The following is an 18,648-nucleotide window of genomic DNA, read 5'->3' as shown; positions in this document are numbered from 1 at the left end:
GTCGCCGCTCAGGCCGCTTCAGCGCGCGCAGCATGACCCGCCCACAGATGGCCGCGGTATCGTTCGAAACACAGCTTCCCGCACAGCAGGCGCATAAGTGCTCCTTCTGCTATCGCCACTGCCCGCCTAGGATCTTCTTCGATCAGAGGACGGAGCGCCTCGCGGTTCCAGGTTTCGCTGTGCTTGACGTCCAGCACTGCATGCAGGTCGAAGTATCGCCGTTCACGGTTGGATAGACCAACACGCCGCAGTCCTTTTGCCACCATTGCTGAACGCCCTGGCGCTGTCAGTTCGATGACGCCCAGTGCGCCCACCGAGTGCCAGGCATAGCGTCGGGAAGTCGCAAGACCGGTCATGGTATTGGCTAGCGCCAAGCTTTCGGGGACCGTGGTGGGGATAGTTGGTTCGACATTGAGAGCTTCGGATACAACGGTCAGCATCGGTCCGTGCATACCCTTTGGATTACCGCAGCCCATCTCGTCCCAATAATTGCGCGCCAACTCAAGCTTTGCCCGATCGGGCAGCTTGACCTGGGTGAGAGCGACAAGGTCGTCGAAGCCAGCTTCGCCGGCCGCCTCTTGCTCAAAGAACCAGCGCAATTCTTCGCGGGTCGCGTGTTCTGCCAGCCACGGAAACAGAGGATCGTTTTGTCCTGGCCCTGCCTCGATCAAGCCCTCGAACCACGATACAAAACCAGCGGGATCGGTGGGTACTTCCGCGATTCCAGCGTGAATGGCAGCGCGCAGATATTCAAGATATTCACCTTCGACGACCCGCATCCGGGCATCTTCGGCGAGGGTCTGGGCCCAGTCGTCCGTAGGGAACTCCGGTGCCAGCCGTCTGTAATTCCACATGGCCAGCGACTGTTGGAAGGCGTCGGAGAAATAGAATTTGCTCAGGTCGCAATCTCGTTGGGGATGAAAATTTCGCATTGATATCGATCCTCGAGCCTGCTTGGCTTAGCAATAAGTGAGAAGGCGGGAGAGAGCATTCACCGCAATGCTTGGCGACGTTCGCCACGCCGATCGGGGCTGACCCATTCCGAGAGTTGTTGGTTGGGCGAGCGGACTTCCCGCCTTTGCGCAATCCAGCTCATAGTGACCCCATACCGCTTGAGATCTTCGATCAGCAGGTCGAGGCAGGAACTGGCCTCGGTTGGCTCGATAAACGCCGCGTCGGGCATCTCCTCGCCAAACATGGTCAACGCCTCCCATGCGGTCCTGAATGAGCGAACGTCGTATCCGCCACGTTCCAAACGCGCGACTTGTAAGCGGCGAGGCGCATATGCCTGGGCAACTACCATCGCGACCAATCTGGTTTGCGAATTTCTCTCCATGCAATGCAAATGCGCAGCCCTGCGCAGAAGCTCCCGTAGTTTTGTATTTATCAGGCTGATCTGAGTTAAACGGCGTGCCGAGCGGATTAGGCGCCATAAGCGATAATCGGCACCGACATCATCGGTAAGCGGGCCGGCGGGCTGGGTGTGGCCAAAGCCCAGTTCGGGATCAAACGGCTCGGAGGAGTTGTCTGGGTTTTTTGCCGTCGAGAAAAGTATCTAGCAGATAGTCGTGGACCATGACGTTTGAAAATGCCTTGCTGGATGAACGCCGCTCGCTCGGGCATAAAGTGACGCCGCGACGCAGACGTATTCACTCAGCTTAAATTGTTCAGCGCAGCCAGGAACAAGGCCTTGAGATTTCGGCGGGTGGTCATGGCGGTTTCGTAGTCTTCCTGGAAGCGCGCCATCTCCTCGCAGGAAGAGAATGTCCGGCTGGCGCGGGCCACCGCATCACAGGACTTGATCCAGGGCGCGTGCTGTCCGGCACCGGTCCGGTACAGCGCCCGCGCCTCGTCGCAGACCGTCTTGGCTTTGTCGGTACAGGCTTGCGAAAGCGCCACATAGGCAAGGAAGTCCGCCCTTGCGTAGCGGCTCGGCGCAGCGTCGCGCACGGCGAAGACGGTCTTGGCGAAAAAGTGGCATCCCTCAGGGTCGATCATGTCGGCGTCGTTGTGCAGGAAACAGGCGAGCGCCAGCCTGGACCATGCCTTGTCGAGATCGCGGCTGACCCCGGTCGCAGTCAGGTGCATCCAGCCCAGGTACTTGCAGGCGTAGGGCCCACGCCCTGGGTCGTCGCCGTCGCACACGCGCGTGAACCGAGCCTGGGCCTTGGCATAATCGCGCAGCTGGCGGTTCTGCAGATAGAGCTTGCCCGCCTCGTAGCAGCCGAGGTCGTTGAGGCCAGCGTCGCAGGACATATCGTAGTGACCCAGCGCACCGCGCAGATCTCCGCCGCGAGCTGAGCCAACGCCGCGGCTCCAGCATGTATCGACGTTGAAGTCCGCCTTGCACGGCGGTGACTGGTTGGCTGGCGCCGGATACTGGATCTCGTAGTTCGGAAACGCTTCGCCGTCGGAAGACCGTTCCCTTCCGATTTCGCGCATGCGCGCCAGGAAACGGTCGTGGACCCGCCTGATGCTGTCCGGGCGGCAGTTCAGCGCGGCCAGCGTATTGCCGGCACGGCTGACCGTCAGCGTTGCGAAGGGCCGGAGAGCGGTCGGGTCTGGCGCGGCTCCGTTCCTGAAACCTGCCGTCATGCGATAAGCGGTGTCGCCGTTGCTGAAGGTCACGATCTCGTCGATCGTGTCGCCCGGGCCGTTCTTTCGGCGATAGTCGAGATCGGCCAAAGGGCTGCTTAGCGTTAGTTCCGGCTTTTGCAGGGCCGAGCCGTAACGATAGGTGGCGCGTGTGCCCGTGATGGAAACCGAAACCTCGCGATCCTGCCCCTCAATTCGGCAGGTCAGCACGGCCTCCTCCTGCCGTGCATCCGATGCGACTGCCCCGCTCGTCGAAAACGCGGCGACAATCGTGAGAAGGGCCTGGGCGATATATCGCATCGATCTATTCCTCATCCGCGTTGCGATCGGCCGGCTCATCGTTCTTTGGGGGCGGCGTGGAACGATCAGCGATCGCACTGCGTGAAAGGGCAAGGGCTTTCGCGGCATGGCCAGCAGAAGGGGTCTTAGCAGCGCGTTGACGAAGTCGGTGTGATCTGATTCAGCCTGGATACGGAAAGAAGGTGGTCAGCGACGATGGCGATGCGACGTGATGGTGATGTGCAGGCGGATCTGATCGTGTCGTGGTCAGATATACCGCGCTCTCCCGGGCACGCCTTTTACGACAAGCTTCAGAAGCTGCTGGTGGATGCCGGGTTCGACCGCTTTGTGGAAGAGGCGTGCCAGGCCTATTACGCTGCGCGGATGGGGGCGCCATCGGTACCCCCCGGCCGATACTTTCGGATGCTGCTGATCGGCTATTTCGAAGGCATTCACTCCGAGCGCGGGATTGTGTGGCGGTGTTCGGACTCGCTTTCGCTGCGCGAGTTTCTGCGGTTGACGACGCGGGAGAAAGTCCCCGACCATAGTTGGATGTCGAAGACCCGCAGCCGGCTGCCGCACGAGGTTCATGACCAGATATTTGCCTGGGTTCTGGGGCTCGTAGCAGATCATGAGCTGGTGAAGGCCGAACGGATCGGCGTGGACGGATCGACGATGGAAGCCAATGCGGCGCTGCGCACGATCGTGCGGCGCGACACTGGCGAGACGTATCGTGAGATGCTGACGCGCATGGCGCACGAGAGCGGTATCGAGACACCAACAGCCGACGACCTGGTGCGCCTTGATCGCAGACGCACGGGCAAGAAGCTGTCGAACACGGATTGGGAGAGCCCGGTCGATCCGGACGCCAAGGTGGCGCGGATGAAGAACGGCTCGACGCGGCTTGGTTACAAGCCTGAACATGCGGTCGATCTGGATACCGGCGTGATCGTCGCAGCGCCGATCCATCCTGCGGACAAGGGCGATACGAACACCCTCGAGGCGACGCTCGAGGCGGCTGCGCGTAACCTGGCGACAGTCGATATGGCACCGGCCCCGGGCATCCCGTGCGAGCTTGTAACCGACAAGGGGTATCACTCCCGCGAGGGCCTCAAGGCACTCGCAAACGGGCTGTGGAAGACCCGCATATCGGAGCCCATGCCCGCCAAAGGCATCCTGCGCTGGCACGGTGACGAGGAAGCACAAAAGGCGGTCTACGCCAATCGCGCCCGCCTGAAATCCCGCATCGGACGCAAGACCATGCGCAAGCGCGGCGAGATGGTGGAACGCAGCTTTGCCCATGTCCTGGACCGGGGCGGCATGCGCCGCGCATGGCTGCGTGGGCGCGAAAACCTCCACAAGAGGTATCTAATCCACGTCGCCGGCTTCAATCTGGGCATCCTCATGCGCGCACTGTTCGGATGTGGCACACCGAGGGAGGCCGCCAGCGCTTCACAGGCGTTTTTGCTCGTTGCTCAGACCGAAAACGCGCTGATCTTCGCCCTCGTCGGCCAAGTCGCAGCCGAAACCGGTGTCCTGCTTATCATCATGTCTGCGGGGCCGGGCTGAGCGCCGTCCCGAAAAATCGACTTCGGCAGCGGGCTGTTAGGGTCGAGCGCGAGGCTGCGCTCCAGCAAGGCGATGGCCTGGGCGTCGTCACGCTCTCGCCCGTTTCCGGTCTGGTAGGCCCGGCCGAGCGTAAAGCAGCTTTCTGCCTCACCCAGCCCGCACGCTTCGTCATGCAGATCGAGGGCGCGCTGACGGTCCCTCGCGGCGCCTCGGCCGTCGTCGATCATATTTGCGAGATTACCGCAGGCGCTGGGGTCCTTGGCCTCGCACGAGGGTTCGAACAGCGCGATGGCGCGTTTGTAATCACGTCGCAGGCCCAGGCCATCGCGGTAGAGCACGCCTAGGTTGTAGCAGGCGTGCTGATCGTCGGCGTTACAGGCTTGTCTGAACAACCGTGCTGCTCGGCGATGATCGCGCGGCACGCCTCGTCCCAGCGAATAGGACGCACCGAGGTTGGCGCAGCCTGCCGTCGAGTCGTTCGTGCAGGCCCGCTCGAACAGCGCGGCGGCGCGCGCATCGTTCTTGGGAACGCCGACGCCGTTGATGTAGGCAAGGCCGAGGTTGGAACATCCGGTCGCCTCGCCGCCATGGCAGGCATAGGCGTAGTAGGCGCGGGCGATATCGGCCGATTGCGCGACGCCTTGCCCCTTGCCGTAGGCAAATCCCGTCATCGTGCAACCTGGCATGTCGCCCAGCTGACAGGCCTTGCCGAGGGTCGCAACGCCCAGAGCATCGTCGCGTCCAATCCCGTTCCCTTCGAGAAGCCGGTCGCCGAGGCGGGTGCAGGCACTGGCATCATCGTCCTCGCACAAAGCCTTCAACTCGGGAACGATGTCGATCCGGGCGACTTCCTGAGCCGGCGCCGGGGCGGTCAGCCCGGCAAGTCCAGCAACCAGGGCGACCGACAGCACGATGGCGCGGATCATTGCGTGGTACACGCTTGATCGGCGCATACGAAGGGCGCGTCATCGCCGTCCTTGGGAGCGATGCTTGCGCGGAAGTGCAGGTCTTGCGGGGTGGCTGCCAGAACCGTGATTTCGATGTCGCGGATATGGATTGTCTTCAGGGAAGCCGGGAAGTGCATCGTCTGGGCGCTGCTGGCGTGCGCGAGATCATCGATACTGTAGCCGCGCAAGTCGAAGGCCAGCTCTCCCTTTTCGATCCCGCGATAGGCAATATCGTAGATCGTGCCGCTTTCGATCGTATCGTAATTTCGGGCGTCGGGAATTTCCACCCCCTTGGCATAGTCGCGCGGCGGGACGACGGCGTGACCCGCAGTGGTGGCTTGCGCTGTTCCGAAAGTGTCAGGCGAGGGCGCCGTCGAGCGGATGACCGGTACCTTGGGGTCCGCGCGCATCCGTTCATGCAGGTCGGCCGGGCTCACCGACGCCTCGGTATCGGCGATCAGCGCTTCGGCGAAGGCGACCTGGTCGATCGCCAAAGGGAAGCCGTCGGTCTCGGTTCGATCGGCAGCGCAGACGAACTGCAACTGCGCGGCTCCTACCGACCCGGCTTCTAAAGCGTTGGGGCCGGCGTAGCTCAGCGCCGTTTCATCGAGCCTTTCCTCATCTTCGCCGTAGCGCAGGAACAGGTCCCACGTTTCGGTGTTGTCGCGGCAGTTGCCAATCATGGAGGCGCGCAGCGAGGCGGCGGGGTTGCCGGGTTCGCGAAGGATCTGGCTGGCTTCGTACCGGACTGTGTCGCCGTCCCGCACAATCGATTCGGCATCCACGAACAGCACCTTGTCGGCACCTTGCGTCACGTACCACCACTGCGATGCCCGCGCCTGCGCCGCCGAAGGCAAAAGCATGGCTAAGCCACAGGCAAGAATTCCAGGCTTCATCCAAAGCTCCCCTGTCATTATGGAGACCTTAGACGGCACAAGTCGTAGCTTACAACCGCAGCTGCTTATCTCCGCAGAGGTGATGCGATCACCTGGGATCGCAAAAGTTGACGGGAAGGAGGGGCTGCAGTCCGTCAGATTAAGGCTTATAGGCAGCCGCTGTTCAGGAGATGCCTGCCACGGCCGGGAACCGGAGAGCCGTGGCGAGATTCTTGCCACATTACTGCAAGCAGAGTTTTTGATGACCATTGAAGTCCTGATCGTCGATGATGCCCCCTTCGTTGCCCTCGACCTGGAGGATACCGTATTCGACGCTGGATTTATGGCTCTGCAGCCGTGCGGCTCGGTCAGCGGCGCGCTTGCCCTTCTCGATCGGCGATTACCCGATTGTGCAATTTTGGACATAAACTTGGCCGACGGCGATGTATTCCCCGTAGCGGATCGCCTGATTGCCGCAGGCGTGCCAATCATATTTCACTCGGGAATTTCGGATACCTCTGCGGTAAGGGCGCGATATCCCGGCGCATATTTCTGCCTGAAACCTTGTCCGCAAGGAGAACTGTCAGAAACGCTGCGCCGGGCGACTTCCGGCAAGGCTCCAAGTGCTTTCGTTGAGCGAGAAGGACCAGAAGGTCTGACAAACGCGCCGTTGCGCTAACCTGACTAGGCGTGGCTCGATCAGCTGAATCGAGATTCCCCGGTCGACGAGATTATTCTTGCTGTCCTCATGGAAATTCCGTCGGCTGTTCAAGGCTACTCAAGACCATTTTTCGAGATTTGTGCCGCAGAGTTGCGCGAACCCGGCGGCATCCCACATAGGGAGCGTGAGCCGCTCGTTGATCCGAACCGCCAATCTTCACCGTTGGCTGATTTTAATTGCAGGCGACCTGCATTGGGAGACGCCGCGCCTCTGCGATGCGCTGCTGGAAACGTACTACTGGGTAGTCGGCCCTATGCTCGCGATCGACCCCGAGAAACTGCGACCGAGCAATGACCAGGATGGGTAAGCAGCGCGAAAGAGCCAGTCGCTACTGTGCGGCCGCCTGATCGCAGCCGGAGCATTAGCTGGCGTGGCGCCAGGAAGAGCAGGCATACGCGAATGACGCGGGCCGCGCGCCGATTAGGCCGCGGGGCGCATCTCCATTTCGAGTTAACACTCTTTTTGTAGAGCATCGACCAAAAAAGCCTCTGACAAGGGCTGCGGAACCGGCAACCTCTTGAAGCCAGGTCGTGCCAGCAGATAGCCTTGCATGTAGCGGATGCCGATCTCGCGCAGAGCGTTGTACTCGCCCACCGTCTCGACGCCCTCTGCGACGACGGCAATGCCAAGCGCCCTCGCTATCGCCACCACACCCGAGACTATGATCTGTCGCGGCTCGCTTTGATCGACGCCGCGGATCAGGTCCATGTCGAGCTTGATGAGATCGGTCTGGAACTTCGCCAGCAGGCCCAGCCCCGCATGGCCTGCCCCGAAGTCGTCGATCGCCGTCGTGAAGCCCATTTTGCGGTAGCTCGCGACGATATTGCGGACATGGTCCGTATCGATCATCTGCTCGTTCTCGGTGAATTCGAAGATCAGCCGATCGGTCGGAAAGCCGACCTCGCGGGCCGTCTTGAGCGTAAGCTGGATACACGCTGCCGGGGAATACACGGCGTTGGGAAGGAAATTGATCGAAAGCTTGGCATCTGAGGCGAGGATCCCGGCATCGACCGCACCTTTGATCGCGGCGACCCGGCATTGCTGATCGAAGGCATACATGTTCTCAGCTGTCACTTTCGACAGCACTTCGGCCGCGCCTTCGCCGTTGCCGCCGCGAACCAGTGCTTCGAAGGCGAATGGGCGGCCCGTTTCGCAATCTACTATCGGTTGAAACGCCATCGCAAGATCGAAGGTAGCGCCTTCGGATCTGCAGCCCTGACATCCTGTTTGCATGTTGCCGTCTCCTGCCCCCCGTGCCGAGGTTAAAAGACGAGAAATAATAATGCCTTAACATCAGCAACAGATTCGCTGGCGCCGTTGCCTTTTGCGAAGTGGGCAAGACAGGAAAATGCCGGCTCGTCCGCTATTGTCTACCTTGGGTTCCGCTGGCGGGGAGAACCTGTCCGTGATCAACCGACTGCGCCGTATCGAAAGAACGAACTGCAGCCCAGATCATCACGGCCGAAACAGCGATGATCAAGCCGTAGATCACCTTGGCCCATGGCCCAAGCCTATGTTTTCCATATCCCATGACGCCATCTTCCCGTGCCAGTGGGGCGCGGCGGTCCCCTGCAAGTCGCCGCGCCCGGACGCCCGGTAGAATAATCGGGGTTCACTCGACAACGCACAACAGCACATAGCGCCGCATGATGCGGTCAACTGAAGCAGATTGTTCCATCAGCCTCGTCGCAGTGCGAAGGAACGTCATTGGCGGCGTCTGTTTGATGAATAGCCTAGAGTGGAGCATCCGCGTCGGGCTCGCACTCCGGGAGCGGAAAGTGCTCAATAATCCGCTTATTCCGGCGCGATCGCGGTGTCGGACACAATATTTCCGCTCTGAAGGGGTGTGAGGAGCGGTGTCAGATCGAACCCTTCGGCCGTCGCGCTTGACAGGTAATCCTCGCGTACAGCGCCAGGCAGTTGAGGCGTGCGCGAAAGCAGCCACAAATTGGCGCGATCAGGCGTTCCCACCAAAGTTATGGTATAGTCCGGCGATATCCGCATCACCCAGTAGTCACCTTTGGTAAAAGGGAGCCAGCGCAAGTATTGCGGCAGGAAGCTGACCTTCAGCCTGGCATTGCCTTCGTCGATCGGAAAAGCCTGTCCGATCGCCTGATCAGGTTTACCGTCTTCGTCGATGCAGCGGTTGTCGACCTTGATCGAGCCATCCGGATTGAGCGAATAGGTCGCGGTGATGTCGCTCGCCTGCGTGTCTTCCCACTTGAGCGGCAGCCGGCAAATCTCGAACCAGGTTCCAAGGTAGCGGTCCAGGTCGAGGTGGGACACGGTGGTGATCGGTTGCGAGGGGGTACTTGTCTGGGTCTCCATGCACAGGAGAACTGAGGCGATGAGCTCCGGTTCCTTTGGCTCGCTGGCCCGAAGTCGCCCCTTGAGTCATCTGATGGTAAAGCGCCTTTTCATCAACGATGCTCAACAATCCGAAAGGCCCGAGGTGCAAGACCCTTCTGCCTGGCGAAGTGGGGAGCCGAGACAAGGCCCGACCCGACTTACCCTCTGTCTCAGGGGGCTGGGCCTAGACTAGCTCGATGGCAATGGCTCGTGGGCCGGCCCACAAACGTGGGAGGTGGAGATGCGAAGGTGTTTCGCTCGCTGCTCCGGCGGTCCTTTGCCTAATGGGATGGCATATCCCCGACAGCAGCACCGTGATGACCGACGACGTACATCAAATGCAAGGGCTGCCGCGTGCTGATTTACCGAAGCAAGAACCGCCCGTGGTGCAAGGCACGAGTGGCCATTATCGAGGCTACGTTCCGGAGTTGATTGCAGGAACCGGAAAAGGTCCACACGAGCGATGCGCCGGCTTGCGCCGGGAGAGATCGCCAGTTCAATAGCATGAGTTTCCCCAACAATATCTGGGAGAATGCTGCGAGATCGCTTTGGCGAGCCATATTCGAGACATGTAATGCCGGCTACCTAAAGCCTTCAACCGCTGCAATGGCTCGCTAGCTAATCCATTCGCGGTAATCGAGCGCATGCGTTGATTGGGATGGCCGCTCAGGAATGCGCCGCGTTCAGGAATTCGTCGAGCGTTTCCGGTTTGCCGATTGCAATCGGCATCGTCCACTCAGCCAGATCGGCGTTTGATCCCTCGAAGCTTTCGAAGGGGTGCCAGACATCGTCCCGCCGCTCTAGAATTCCCCGTCCGCTCGCACTTACAAGGGCCATGCCGCCCGCCACGTCCCACATGTTAGGTCGCTCAAACCACGCCATGTCGAGAAGCCCTGCTCCCACGAAGGCGCATTCGATTGCTGCGGAGCCAGTCTTGCGTCCATCCCAGCTGAACTTCTGGCGCGAGGCATGCGGTTCACCGCCGAGCTTGCGTCGAACGGCTGGATTAGCGTGGGTGGCCAGCGGAGCGCCGTTGAAGCGCAAGTCGCGAGAGGAAACTGCATGATATACGCCAGCTTCAAGGGCGTGGCTGGTACTGCACCATAATGCTCCTACTACGGGTCTGCCGCGAAACGTGACGCCTACAGAGGACGCAAAAAGCGGGAAACCGTTGATGAAATTGGTCGTCCCGTCGATCGGGTCGACAGCCCAGACGAAGTCGTGCCCGCGCCCTGGCCGATGATCCATTTCTTCGCCAATGATGTCGTGGTCCGGGAAACGATCGGCCAGGCGCTCGCGAATCATCCGCTCGACGCGGCCATCGATTTCTGAAACCGGATCGGTGAAACGCTCAGGGTCTTCTTCGAGTCCCTTATACCGGACCTGCAGCATGCTGCCGAGTGCTGCGCGGATTTCGTTGCCGCCAAGCTGGGCGAGTTCGATGGCGAGGGTCTCGACGTCGCTCAAGAGTTGGCTATCGGGCTGGTCAGGTAAGGTCATCTGTAGTTCTCCTGGGGAACAAGGATCCGCACCGGGCCGGAACGAACGCGAATGTCGACGCTGCCAAACACGCCTTGATCAGGGCATCGGTCGTCGACGCGGAAAGGGCGTTGCTCTACCGTTAGCTTAAGGCACGGGGCTTGGAGAGGTTTGATAGGGCATGGCTGATCGTCCGGATCTTCGGCCCAGGCGAGCATTTCATTTCGGTCAGCGGAGGTGACGATCACGACGTCTAGCAGTCCGTCACCCGGATCCGCGTGGCAACCCAGACGTAGGCGAGGCCCCGCGAGCGGTATGCTCATTACCTCGACCATCAGGCAATCTCCAGCCCACTCCCAACCGTCGGCTTTGACACAGCAACGGAACGTCGTCGCTTCCTGCAAGGCCGTTCGAAAAGCTGCGCGTCCATTGCCACGTTTTTCCTCGGCGGTGTCAGGTTCGCCGTCGACATCATCGAAAGACTGGGTCAGCACGCCGGCCCCCACTGCTTCGACGAACTGCTTGTGCCCCCAAGGTCCGTGGGCCTCACACCGGTCAAGCAGGGTCCAGTTGGACAGGGACCAGCGGCGCGGAATATTGCGCCAGTCGCCTTCAATACCAAGAGCATGCGCAATGTTATTGGACCCGCCCAGAGGCAGAACCCCGATCGGCCGTTTGCCATTATCGAGCAGTGATACCACGTGCGACACCGTGCCATCACCGCCTGCCGCGATCACGAAATCAAATTCTGCAGATAGCGCCTGCTCCAGGTCCTCCTCACCATGAGCGCAGTAGATTGTATCAAAACCTGCTTCCCGCAACACCCGTTCTATGTGCGCACGCGGTACAGGGTCAGTTCCTGCGTTCTCATTATGCACGATCAACGCACGCGGTTTCTTTCGAATGTCCATGGTCTTTCCCATCATCCGTAATAGCGCCGATGCTCCGTCCGTTCCGGCCCGAAATGAAATGTAATCCCGCGCTGGCGAATGGATTGATCCCATTTCCGTCCAAGTGGATTCCCCGGTCTAGAGCTGATCGGCAAAGCGGAAGGTCTGCTGCTGAAGGCGCAAAATTCTCCGCTGAGCGTTCGGCATGGGTCGGATCTGCGGAATCTGTGACAAAAACTGCCACTCCCGACGTCAGGGGCAACCACCAGTGCCAACCGATTTGACAGCGCGCAGCATCCGACTGTGGCAGCAAGCAACGCTACCGAGCGATCCGAGGGTTCCACCGAACAATTTCCTGGAGGGTGTCCGCCTTGGTGATGGATTTATCTGGAAACGCTTCGTTACAAAACTCGATGGCGATCGTTACGCCGATGATCACTTTCGAGGACGCCTGCTACCTTATGCCGATACCCATTCCCGCAGATCGCGCTCAGACGCTGGATGCCACTCGCACGCTGAAAATGGCGAAATCGGCACACGCATATGTTCGCGGGAATACAGCGAAGTTCTATGAATGGCTGGCGGTGTCGCATCGCGTGCCCGAGGGACCGGCAATCTGGATCTGCGGAGACTGCCATCTTGGCAACCTCGGGCCAATTGCGAGCGGCGACGGGCGTATCGCGGTGCAGATACGTGATCTTGATCAGGCCGTCGTGGGCAACCCGGCACATGACCTGATCCGGTTAGGCCTCTCGCTTGCGACAGCGGCGCGCGGTTCGGATCTTCCCGGTGTCACGACCGCGCGAATGATGGAAGAAATGATCGAGGGCTACGCTGCTGCCATGAACGATTTAAGGGATGGTGACCCCGGCGACGAGCCGAATGCCGTCCGCAGTATCCGCCGCAAGGCGTGGGCACGCCGGTGGCGCCATCTTGCCCGCGAAAGGCTCGATGACGACACTCCCAAGATTCCGCTGGGGCGCAAGTTCTGGCCGCTAGCGAAAGACGAAGACCAAGCGCTGCGCCGACTCTTTGAGCGCCCGGAAGTAACCGAGCGCATTCTAGCCTTCGAGAAACACGACGAAGACCGTTCGGTGCAGATGGTTGACGGCGCCTATTGGCTCAAGGGATGCAGTTCGCTTGGGCTTTTGCGCTATGCAGTGTTGATAGAGATCAGAAGGGACAGGAACCGTCCGGTTTATGCACTTGTTGACATAAAGGAGGCGGTCGATCCGATTGCGCCGGCCTATCCTCACGCCTCTATGCCTGCGGACAACGCACACCGGGTGCTCCAGGCAGCGCGCGCCTTGTCACCACATCTTGGAGAGCGAATGATACCAGTCGAGATGATGGGAAAATCGCTGTTCATTCGGGAACTGGCGCCTCAGGACCTTAAGCTGGAAATCGGCCAATTCAGCGAAAAACAAGCTGCGAAGGCTGCTCGATATCTCGCGTTTGTTGTGGGCAAGGCACATGCGCGGCAGATGGACGAGACGACCCGTCGGGAATGGTCACGGCATCTGGACGCGGATCGCCGTTCCTCGATTGATGCGCCGTCATGGCTATGGGAAAGTGTGGTGTCTTTGGCCGGCCGTCATGAAAGCGGCTATCTCGAGCATTGTCGCCTTTACGCGCTAGCTGCTTGAGAGGAAGATCCTGGCGATGCTGCCTGGAGGCAGGCCAAGGATCGCTCGTATCGGGGGAACGTGGCGCGGGCGCAATCGCTATGCCCTGAAGCGTGCGCTTCATTCCCGTCTGGGTGGGAAAGCTGCGACGATGCGCACCGGCACGCCCTTGGAGGCGGGCGTCTTCGATTCTTCGCCGTGATACCACAAAGGGATGAGCGGGTTCATCTCGGGATAGTATGCCCCAATACAGCCGCGCGGCACAAGAAATGGAGTAACGGTAAGCCCGTCGACCTGCCGATGGACCCCGTCGCCTGCATCCCCGATGAGCCCGATCACCTGGCCTTCGCAAAGCCCCGCTGCAACGATGTCCTCGGGGTTCATGAGCACGACATCGCGCGTGCCCTCGATCCCGCGGAGACGATCGGAATAGCCATAGATTGTGGTGTTGAACTGGTCGTTGGAGCGCAGCGTCATGAGGCGAAAGCGTCCTGGTGAATCCGCGAAACCGATTGACCGCATCGCGGTAGGAACGGTGAATTGCGCCTTGCTGCTTTGGGTCTTCCAGATACGTTCACGTGCGGGATTGCCGCGGTAGAAACCGCCGGGGGTAAAGACGCGCTGGTTGAAGTCACGGAACTGCTCAGGATAGGTGTGCTCGATGCACTCGCGGATCTTCGCGTAGTCGTCCGTCCAATCGTCCCAATACACTTGGGGGTTGGGTGGCAGCGTGGCCTTGGCCATGCCGGCGACGATCGCGACTTCCGAACGCAAGTGTTCGGACGCCGGCCCGTTCTTGCCGAGCGAGCCGTGGATGCAGGAAAGCGAATCTTCCATCGTCACAGCCTGCGGGCCGGTGCGCTGCACGTCCTGTTCGGACCGCCCGAGGCACGGCAGGAGATAGGCGACCTCACCGTGCACCAGATGGCTGCGGTTCAGCTTAGTAGCGATCTGCACAGTCAGGCGCAGCCTGGTCCAGGCCTCCTCCATCTTTTCGCGCTCAGGGATGGCACGGATGAAGTTGCCGCCCAGGCCGATGAACGCCCGTACTTCTCCGGAGAGGACCTTATGGCACGCCGTGACCGTGTTCAGGCCCTCCTCGCGCGGAGGCGCGAACCCGAACTGCTCGGCCAGTCTGTCGAGGGGCACGAGGTCCGGTTTTTCCGAGATACCCACAGTCCGCTGACCCTGCACATTTGAGTGGCCGCGCACGGGTGAGATGCCAGTGCCTTCGCGACCGACATTGCCTTTAAGCAACCATAGATTGGTGAGCGCGGCAATGTTCTGCGAGCCGTGGACATGCTGGGTCAGCCCCATGCCGAACATGGCGATGGCGCGAGGCGCATCGATGTAAATTTGGGCCGCTTCGCGAAGGTCTTCACGCGAGAGCCCGCTCTCGCGCTCGATCTCGTCCCAGCTCGTCGCTTCGACGTGGGCCACCAGATCATCGAAGCCAGAAGTGTGCTGAGCAATGAAGTCGACATCGAGAACGTGTTGTTTGTCGTCGCGCCACCGTTCCTTCTCAGCAGCGAGGACATGCTTGATCAGTCCGATTATCGCCGCGATATCCCCTCCTGCCTTGACTTGCAGGTAGAGCGTAGAAATCTCCGTCTTCTTGGGCGTGAGCATCTCCACCGGGCTTTGGGGGTTCTTGAACTCCTCGAGACCTTTTTCGCGGATAGGATTGAACGTGACGATCTTCGCGCCGCGCTTGACCGCCTCCTGCAAGGGGTGAAGGAGGCGTGGGCTGTTGGAACCGGTATTCTGCCCAAAGAAAAAGATGGCATCGCACACATCGAAATCGGCCAGGACACAGGTTCCGACAGGAGATCCGATCACCTTCTTCAACGACACCGAAGTCGTCTCGTGGCACATGTTGGAGCTGTCGGGCAGGTTGTTGTGACCATACAGCCTGGCAAACAGAGCATATAGGTAGCTGGTTTCCAAGCTCGCGCGTCCGGAGGCGTAAAACACCGCCGAGCCCGGGTCGATCGCCTTAAGTTCGCTACCGATCGCTGCGAAGGCTTCCTCCCAAGAACATGGAACGTAAGTATCGGTTTGCCGCTCATAGCGCATCGGATGCGTCAGGCGGCCCTGCTGTTCGAGGTCGTAGTCCTTCCACGTTCTAAGATCACTGACCTTGTGATTGGCGAAGAACTCGGGGGTACAGCGGCGGCTCGTCAGTTCCCAAAGCGTGGCCTTTGCGCCGTTTTCACAAAATTCCAATGCATGCGGCTTGGCTGGCTTTCCCCATGCGCAAGAAACGCACATGAAGCCCTTTACCTTGTTCTGCCGCCTCAGCGTATCCAAGGCACCCGGGGTCGGACGTTCGCGCCAGGCGGTCTGGACTATCCCGCGTAGCGAGCCCCACCCACCTTCAGCACCGTCTTAATGGACTGTGCCGTCTTTTTCGTCAGTCATGGAACAGTCCAGCAGTTGAACGGGCGAGCGAGGTGCAGTGGCCTCATCTGGTCGAGAGCGACCGGACGCGACAGCCGTGTTCCGGCTCAGCCGGCGACTGTGAAAGACGCCGGCTGAGCCATCGATTACTCGGCGGCGATATCCTGTGGTTTGCGAGGGTCGTGCATCGGGCAGCCATTGACCTGAGCCCGAAAAGCGGTCGAGCGGCGGTAGGTATCGTTGCGAGCGCGATTGACGTTGCCCAACGGCTGGTGCGACGTGGTGCCTCGGCAGATGTTGAAGCTGAGCGCATCATCCTGCCGGTCACTCGTTCCATGCTGCCAACTGATCTGCGGTTCGATATCGAGCGTGGCCACGGTCACGAAGGGACTTTCTTCTTCGCTCCATTCGATGGTCGGATCCTCGACCGGCATCTTGTCGAGGTCGGTGTTAAGCTGGACGCGTAGCTCCCACCGGCCGCCGTGCTCGATCATGTCGCGGCTGACGTCTTCGCGCAGGGCATCTGGGCGGTCTTTCACGTCGATCTTGACGTCGGTGAGCGAGGTGAGCGCAGGCGCCACCGGCGCCAGGCTGAGCTTCGCAATGTAGTCACCGTATCGAAACGGGGTCTGGGTATAGTAGGTTTCACCCAGTGGGTGGACCTGCGGGGCGCCTCCCATCTGCTGGATCGTCGGGGATTCGTATCCCACCGCTGACAACGCGGCATTGACGCCCTGCAGCACCGACGAAAGTAGCTTCTTGCCTCCTTCGGCAACATCCGTGGTCTTCGACAGCAGCTTCAGGTTCTTAAGGAATGCAGCCGCATTGGGGGCCGCGAATACCGGCCCATTGACCATGATGAAATCTTGCGAGGTTTCGTTTTCCGAACCGGGCAGCCGTTCTCCGGCAACATCCATCACTTTAAGCGCTAGCCCGCGCGGCAGGGCAATCGCATCGTCGAGTACGTCGCCGGCATTGGTGGAGATACGGATAACTGCATCGAAGCTGGCAGGATGCGAAAAGATGCCCTGGGCCAATTCCGGAGGAAGCCCGGCGGCTACCGTCAAGCGGCCGATGGCGATGCCATGTGCTTTGGCGTGGACCGCGCGTACGCCCGATTTATAGTCTTTGGCCGTCGTCTCCTGGATTGAATCAAATTGTTCTTCAAGGCCGCGAATGGTTTCGGCCTCATCCGGTTTTATTTGCTCGATCGAAGGGTGAAAGCGGACGGGGTGGGTCATGGGGAACGTCCTGTTTGAATTTAAGTACGTAACGCTGACAAGCGACTGTGAGTTTCCCTCCTCGCGTCCTTGAGCTAAATAGATGTCGGCCAGCTAACCGGATTTATTGGCGGGATGGCCTCGAAAGCGTGGCGAGGCATCCGCAACACCAACTGGTCGCACTCGAACACGATGGCCTCACGCGAAACGGCCCGTAGCTGTTCGGCAATTCCCGCAGTGGCGGTTGTCGCCACGACGACATAGCTCACCGCACCGGATCTGCATTCAATGAGTGCATCGACAGCTTTGCCGAGCGGGGTGCCTTCGCCGTCCAAAACTGCCATGCCTGCGATACCGGTGGCGGTGAACAGCGTGGGGGAAGATGCCCTGCGGCTGGCCGCTTTTGCCGATCGTCCGCCGTCTTCATACGCGCGCTGCCTTCCCAGCCAACGCCATATGCCGACGAGATTGACGAACGTCAGAAACCCGTTGGCTGCGATTAGGCTGACCTGTCCGGAGCCGAGCCCGACGACCGTCCAGGCAATCGAACCGATGGTAAAGATCACAAAGCCCCACCCCGTCACACGGGCGCCCAAATTGACGGCGGTCATCATAGCCGCAATCATCGTTGCGATGGGCGCGAGCCATTCTGCAATCTCGGTCAGTGTGCAGTCCTCGCCTGTCTTGTCGGCACGCGTCGGTGCGGCCTATCCTGTTTCTTATCGCATGAAAGTAGGTGGCAGGATGCTGGCAGACGGCGGAAAATCGTATTAATCCAGATTGGTTTTCGCGGGCTGTATCATGCCATTCCGCTGGCGCACCAAACAGCGCAAGCTGTAGGTCTTTGCATATGGCGATTTCGGTCCGGAGGTTCGTAAGGTCGTCCTTATGCGAATCTGCCCGATGCTGCGTTGAGTTCATCACATAGTGAAATTTTACACATAGTTCCTATCTGCAAAGCACTGAAAGGATACTTCCATGGCGAATGGCTGGGCGCCTGACAGCGCCGTTCAAGACCAGATCGAGGACAGTCTTAAGGATGCCGTTTCGGCCGCCCGGGCTCGCATGCCCAAAGGCGATGGGCGTGCCGACTGCGAGGAGTGCGGCGAGCCCATTCCAGAAGCGAGGCGACGAGCATTGCCTGGAGCGCGGACATGCGTCGCGTGCCAATCTGTCCGGGACACCCAGCCTGGGCATTCGGCGTTCAACCGACGTGGCAGCAAGGACAGTCAGCTGCGCTGAATTCATGTCATCACGCCGATTCCGTCCCCTTCCAATAGCAGCAGGCGCCACCACCTGATCGCTAGTTAGCGTCGTTTGCCGCAGGCCCACTTGGAGATTTCTGAGAATCGAGGCGGATCCAACTGGCGAATTGGCAAAGGCTATATTTCGTGTCTGAACATTTGTGAGCGGAACCGCACAGGCACTTGGGTCGCTTTAGGAATGTCACGATCTGCAGTGGCAGACGTCCAGAAGGAGACGATCATGAGCATCGAAGGCAAAGCCAAGGAAGCCGCCGGTTTCGTCAAGGAAGAGCTTAACGAGCACGGCAAGTCGCCCGAAAGTCAGAAGAAGGCTGAAGAGGGCCGCGCTCTTCGTAACGAAGGCCGGGTCGAGGACGGCAAGTCGCCCAAGACCACCGAGCCTGGCACCGGCGCCAAGTGAACGAGTTACCCCCGCTTCGGCGGGGGTAATTATT

16 protein-coding genes and 1 pseudogene are annotated in these 18,648 nt (G+C 60.1%); 5 read left to right on the top strand and 12 right to left on the bottom strand.

All coding sequences use genetic code 11. The features are described 5' to 3' along the window. Positions 1 to 8: 8 nt before the first annotated feature. From TQ38_RS21465 to TQ38_RS21455, 3 genes are all read right to left on the bottom strand, one after another. Complete coding sequence (locus TQ38_RS21465; RefSeq protein WP_043978640.1) at positions 9 to 932, bottom strand: iron-containing redox enzyme family protein; 924 nt, start codon at positions 930 to 932, stop codon at positions 9 to 11. A 59-nt stretch (positions 933 to 991) separates the two neighbouring features. Next, positions 992 to 1,198, bottom strand: coding sequence for a hypothetical protein (locus TQ38_RS21460; RefSeq protein WP_162792339.1), 207 nt, complete (start codon positions 1,196 to 1,198; stop codon positions 992 to 994). A gap of 455 nt (positions 1,199 to 1,653) precedes the next feature. Continuing rightward, positions 1,654 to 2,895, bottom strand: a complete 1,242-nt coding sequence (locus TQ38_RS21455) for a sel1 repeat family protein (RefSeq protein ID WP_043978643.1) — start codon at positions 2,893 to 2,895, stop codon at positions 1,654 to 1,656. 195 nt (positions 2,896 to 3,090) lie between these two features. Here TQ38_RS21455 and TQ38_RS21450 point away from each other — a divergent pair, with 195 nt between their 5' ends. After that, positions 3,091 to 4,443, top strand: a complete 1,353-nt coding sequence (locus TQ38_RS21450; protein ID WP_052505923.1) for a transposase — start codon at positions 3,091 to 3,093, stop codon at positions 4,441 to 4,443. Here the strand turns inward: TQ38_RS21450 and TQ38_RS21445 are convergent. Beyond that, a complete protein-coding gene (locus TQ38_RS21445; protein ID WP_052505924.1) occupies positions 4,350 to 5,369 on the bottom strand; it encodes a tetratricopeptide repeat protein in 1,020 nt (339 codons plus the stop codon). The two genes, TQ38_RS21450 and TQ38_RS21445, sit on opposite strands and share 94 nt — an antisense overlap. Next, entirely contained in the window at positions 5,366 to 6,253 is an 888-nt protein-coding gene (locus TQ38_RS21440; protein WP_052505925.1) for a hypothetical protein, read from the bottom strand. Before TQ38_RS21440 ends, TQ38_RS21445 begins: the two co-directional genes overlap by 4 nt. Between TQ38_RS21440 and TQ38_RS31045 the strand changes: the two genes are divergently transcribed. After that, positions 6,252 to 6,944, top strand: a complete 693-nt coding sequence (locus TQ38_RS31045) for a response regulator (protein WP_240198033.1) — start codon at positions 6,252 to 6,254, stop codon at positions 6,942 to 6,944. The genes TQ38_RS21440 and TQ38_RS31045 overlap by 2 nt on opposite strands. A gap of 492 nt (positions 6,945 to 7,436) precedes the next feature. Here TQ38_RS31045 and TQ38_RS21430 read toward each other — a convergent pair whose 3' ends face one another. From TQ38_RS21430 to TQ38_RS21415, 4 genes are all read right to left on the bottom strand, one after another. After that, positions 7,437 to 8,165 carry an EAL domain-containing protein gene (locus TQ38_RS21430; RefSeq protein ID WP_043978717.1) on the bottom strand — a complete coding sequence of 243 codons (729 nt, stop codon included), beginning with the start codon at positions 8,163 to 8,165 and terminating at the stop codon, positions 7,437 to 7,439. 615 nt (positions 8,166 to 8,780) lie between these two features. Beyond that, positions 8,781 to 9,272 carry a lipocalin family protein gene (locus TQ38_RS21425; RefSeq protein WP_240198032.1) on the bottom strand — a complete coding sequence of 164 codons (492 nt, stop codon included), beginning with the start codon at positions 9,270 to 9,272 and terminating at the stop codon, positions 8,781 to 8,783. Between the two features lie 729 nt (positions 9,273 to 10,001). Further along, positions 10,002 to 10,835 (bottom strand): inositol monophosphatase, encoded by an 834-nt coding sequence (locus TQ38_RS21420; protein ID WP_043978646.1) that lies wholly within the window; start codon positions 10,833 to 10,835, stop codon positions 10,002 to 10,004. Next, on the bottom strand, positions 10,832 to 11,725 hold the full coding sequence (locus TQ38_RS21415) for a diacylglycerol kinase family protein (protein WP_043978720.1): 894 nt from the start codon (positions 11,723 to 11,725) through the stop codon (positions 10,832 to 10,834). Before TQ38_RS21415 ends, TQ38_RS21420 begins: the two co-directional genes overlap by 4 nt. Before the next feature lie 440 nt (positions 11,726 to 12,165). Here TQ38_RS21415 and TQ38_RS21410 point away from each other — a divergent pair, with 440 nt between their 5' ends. Continuing rightward, positions 12,166 to 13,350: a DUF2252 family protein gene (locus TQ38_RS21410; protein ID WP_043978723.1), complete on the top strand. Its 1,185-nt coding sequence runs from the start codon at positions 12,166 to 12,168 to the stop codon at positions 13,348 to 13,350. 99 nt (positions 13,351 to 13,449) lie between these two features. On the opposite strand, the pseudogene TQ38_RS21405 reads toward TQ38_RS21410, so the two are convergent. From TQ38_RS21405 to TQ38_RS21395, 3 genes and pseudogenes are all read right to left on the bottom strand, one after another. Next, positions 13,450 to 15,750, bottom strand: a pseudogene (locus TQ38_RS21405) (FdhF/YdeP family oxidoreductase). A 125-nt stretch (positions 15,751 to 15,875) separates the two neighbouring features. Further along, on the bottom strand, positions 15,876 to 16,970 hold the full coding sequence (locus tag TQ38_RS21400; RefSeq protein WP_043978648.1) for a catalase family protein: 1,095 nt from the start codon (positions 16,968 to 16,970) through the stop codon (positions 15,876 to 15,878). Positions 16,971 to 17,044: 74 nt separating this feature from the next. After that, a complete protein-coding gene (locus tag TQ38_RS21395; RefSeq protein WP_370059809.1) occupies positions 17,045 to 17,563 on the bottom strand; it encodes a PRC-barrel domain containing protein in 519 nt (172 codons plus the stop codon). A 364-nt stretch (positions 17,564 to 17,927) separates the two neighbouring features. On the opposite strand from TQ38_RS21395, the gene TQ38_RS21390 reads away from it, so the two are divergent. Both TQ38_RS21390 and TQ38_RS21385 read left to right on the top strand, forming a co-directional pair. Next, the gene (locus TQ38_RS21390; protein WP_043978650.1) at positions 17,928 to 18,191 is read left to right on the top strand and encodes a DksA/TraR family C4-type zinc finger protein; all 264 of its coding nucleotides are present in this window, start codon (positions 17,928 to 17,930) and stop codon (positions 18,189 to 18,191) included. Between the two features lie 243 nt (positions 18,192 to 18,434). Further along, entirely contained in the window at positions 18,435 to 18,614 is a 180-nt protein-coding gene (locus tag TQ38_RS21385) for a hypothetical protein (protein WP_043978726.1), read from the top strand. Positions 18,615 to 18,648: the final 34 nt, after the last annotated feature.

It is taken from the genome of Novosphingobium sp. P6W (assembly GCF_000876675.2).
Taxonomy (GTDB): domain Bacteria; phylum Pseudomonadota; class Alphaproteobacteria; order Sphingomonadales; family Sphingomonadaceae; genus Novosphingobium.
Note: the sequence above shows the minus strand (reverse complement) of the source record. Positions and strands in the feature narration are given on the sequence as shown.

Coding starts and splice junctions, on each gene's coding strand:
- TQ38_RS21465 (WP_043978640.1), bottom strand. CDS start 932: ATGCGAAATTTTCATCCCCAACGAGATTGCGACCTGAGCAAATTCTAT.
- TQ38_RS21460 (WP_162792339.1), bottom strand. CDS start 1,198: ATGTTTGGCGAGGAGATGCCCGACGCGGCGTTTATCGAGCCAACCGAG.
- TQ38_RS21455 (WP_043978643.1), bottom strand. CDS start 2,895: ATGCGATATATCGCCCAGGCCCTTCTCACGATTGTCGCCGCGTTTTCG.
- TQ38_RS21450 (WP_052505923.1), top strand. CDS start 3,091: ATGGCGATGCGACGTGATGGTGATGTGCAGGCGGATCTGATCGTGTCG.
- TQ38_RS21445 (WP_052505924.1), bottom strand. CDS start 5,369: ATGATCCGCGCCATCGTGCTGTCGGTCGCCCTGGTTGCTGGACTTGCC.
- TQ38_RS31045 (WP_240198033.1), top strand. CDS start 6,252: ATGGCTAAGCCACAGGCAAGAATTCCAGGCTTCATCCAAAGCTCCCCT.
- TQ38_RS21440 (WP_052505925.1), bottom strand. CDS start 6,253: ATGCTTTTGCCTTCGGCGGCGCAGGCGCGGGCATCGCAGTGGTGGTAC.
- TQ38_RS21430 (WP_043978717.1), bottom strand. CDS start 8,165: ATGGCGTTTCAACCGATAGTAGATTGCGAAACGGGCCGCCCATTCGCC.
- TQ38_RS21420 (WP_043978646.1), bottom strand. CDS start 10,835: ATGACCTTACCTGACCAGCCCGATAGCCAACTCTTGAGCGACGTCGAG.
- TQ38_RS21415 (WP_043978720.1), bottom strand. CDS start 11,725: ATGGACATTCGAAAGAAACCGCGTGCGTTGATCGTGCATAATGAGAAC.
- TQ38_RS21410 (WP_043978723.1), top strand. CDS start 12,166: ATGCCGATACCCATTCCCGCAGATCGCGCTCAGACGCTGGATGCCACT.
- TQ38_RS21400 (WP_043978648.1), bottom strand. CDS start 16,970: ATGACCCACCCCGTCCGCTTTCACCCTTCGATCGAGCAAATAAAACCG.
- TQ38_RS21395 (WP_370059809.1), bottom strand. CDS start 17,563: ATGATGACCGCCGTCAATTTGGGCGCCCGTGTGACGGGGTGGGGCTTT.
- TQ38_RS21390 (WP_043978650.1), top strand. CDS start 17,928: ATGGCGAATGGCTGGGCGCCTGACAGCGCCGTTCAAGACCAGATCGAG.
- TQ38_RS21385 (WP_043978726.1), top strand. CDS start 18,435: ATGAGCATCGAAGGCAAAGCCAAGGAAGCCGCCGGTTTCGTCAAGGAA.